The organism is Halanaerobiales bacterium, assembly GCA_035270125.1.
In the GTDB taxonomy this organism is placed as follows: domain Bacteria; phylum Bacillota; class Halanaerobiia; order Halanaerobiales; family DATFIM01; genus DATFIM01.
The window spans coordinates 1-2520 of sequence record DATFIM010000126.1 but is presented as its reverse complement, the minus strand read 5'-3'; the positions used below and the strand labels follow the sequence as shown (position 1 = coordinate 2520).

Genomic DNA, 2520 nt, shown 5'->3' with positions numbered 1-2520 from the left:
AAAATAGGAAATGGAGACCGAGTAATAGCCTATGATGCTCACTTAGATACAGTTGGTGTAGGTGATCCTGATGAATGGGAATGGGATCCATTTTCCGGTAAATTAGATAATGGTATTATTTATGGAAGAGGTGCTACTGACCAGGAAGGTGCTATGGTCAGTATGGTCTATGCTGCCAAAGTAATAAATGATTTAGATTTACATGATGAGTTTACCCTCTATTTTGTTGGTAGTATTCAGGAAGAAGATTGTGATGGCTTATGCTGGCAATATATTTTGAATGAAGATAAATTAGAGCCAGAATTAGTTGTAATCACAGAACCTACTAACTTAAATATTTACAGAGGCCATCGTGGTAGAATGGAAATGGAAGTAATTACAGATGGTGTGTCATGTCATGGAAGTGCTCCTGAAAGAGGAGAAAATTCATTATATAAAATTGCACCAATAATATCTGGAATTGAAGATTTAAATGAAAGACTTCACAAAGATGAGTTTTTAGGTAAAGGAACAATTGCAGTAACTCACATCTATAATCAAACTCCAAGTCTCTGTGCAGTTCCTGATAAATCAAGGATTCATCTTGATAGACGTTTAACAGCTGGAGAAGATAAAGAATTAGCAGTTAAGGAAGTTGAGGAAGTAATAGAAGACCTTGATATTGAAGCACAGGTTAAAGTATTAAATTACGATAGACCAAGTTATACAGGATTAGTATATGAAACAGAAAAATATTATCCAACCTGGGTTTTAGAAGAAGATCATCCATTTGTACAGGGAGCAGTAGATACTTTTGAAGATCTTTTTGATAAAGAACCTATTGTTGATAAATGGACATTTAGTACTAATGGAGTTTCTATTATGGGCAGAGAAGATATTCCCTGTATTGGATTCGGTCCTGCAAATGAAATATATGCCCATACTGTAAAAGATCAGGTTCCAGTTGAACATCTTTTAAAAGCAGCAGAATTTTATGCCCTATTACCAAAATATATTTAACTAATATTTTCTGATTTTAAAGTAAAAATAGTATATGTAAATTTAGGAGGTATATAAATGATTGATCTTGATATAAATGAAGAAAAATTAGAAAAGGTGGTAAAAAGAGCTAAGGAGAAAGACATTATAATCCCTACCTTTGAACAGCAAAAAAATCCTGAGTTAGTACCAGATGAAATTAAAGAAAAACTTAAAAATACTGGTTTATGGGATATAGACTCCACCAATCTATTTCGAATAACCTGGAAAAATGAACCACAAAAAGAAGGTGGACTTTATGATGGAGTTAATTATGTTGAAATACCAAAAGAGTTAACAGGGGTGGATGCCAGAATTGTAGCTCTTGTAGGTAAATGGTTTCCCACAGGAGCTCATAAAGTAGGTGCTACTTACGGCTGTCTGGTTCCAAAACTAGTTACAGGCCAATTTGATCCAACAGAAGAAAAGGCAGTCTGGCCTTCAACTGGTAATTATTGTCGAGGTGGAGCTTATGATGCAGACCTTTTAGCCTGTGATTCAATAGCTATTTTACCGGAAGAAATGAGTCCAGAACGTTTTGAATGGTTACAAAAAGTAGCTGGAGAGGTAATTCCTACTCCTGGTAGTGAAAGTAATGTAAAAGAAATTTTTGATAAATGCTGGGAACTCAAAGAAAATAGAGATAACATAAATATTTTTAATCAATTTGATGAATTTGGAAATCATCTCTGGCATTATGAAGTAACAGGAAGTGCTATGGAAGAAGTAGCAAATGAAATTATGAGTTCTGATGATAGAATGGCTGGAGTTGCCCTTACCTCTGGTTCTTCAGGTACTTTAGGTTGTGGAGATTACATGAAAGAAGTTTTTCCATACAGTAAAATTGCTGTAGGTGAGGCATTACAGTGTCCAACCCTTTTATCTAATGGTTTTGGAGCACATAGAATAGAAGGTATTGGAGATAAACATGTGCCCTGGATCCATAATGTAAAAAATACAGATATGGTGGTTGGGGTTGATGATAATGATTCTATGAATTTAGTAAGGTTATTTAATACTGAAGTAGGTCAGGAATATTTAAAAGAACAGGGAGTTCCAGCAGACTTTATAGATAAACTTCCATTAATGGGGATTTCCGGAATTGCTAATATGTTAACTTCTATTAAAATGGCTAAATACTATGAAATGGATGAAAATGATATTATCTTTACTGTATTTACTGATTCTATGGAATTATATCAATCTCGCTTAGAAGAAATGAAAGAAGAAGCTGGTGAATATGACAAAACTGATGCAGCAGTTGATTTTCATCGTAACCTAAGAGCAATAAAGACAGATTATGTAGAAGAACTTACTTATGAAGATAGAAAAAGAATTCACAATTTAAAATACTATACCTGGGTTGAACAACAGGGTAAAGATTCAGAAGAACTAAATGCTCAATGGTATGACTATGATAATTACTGGGGAAATATTCATAATAAGGCAGATGAAATTGATGAATTAATAAAAGAATTCAATGAAAGAGTTGGACTATTGGAT

General features: G+C 33.7%; 2 protein-coding genes. Both read left to right on the top strand.

Going from position 1 to position 2520, the window contains the following annotated elements:
- The coding region (locus VJ881_06560; GenBank protein ID HKL75712.1) for a YgeY family selenium metabolism-linked hydrolase at nucleotides 1-999 on the top strand (999 nt) is incomplete at its 5' end.
- 57 nt (nucleotides 1000-1056) lie between these two features.
- Nucleotides 1057-2520: pyridoxal-phosphate dependent enzyme (locus tag VJ881_06555; protein ID HKL75711.1), on the top strand; the 1464-nt coding region annotated here is incomplete at its 3' end.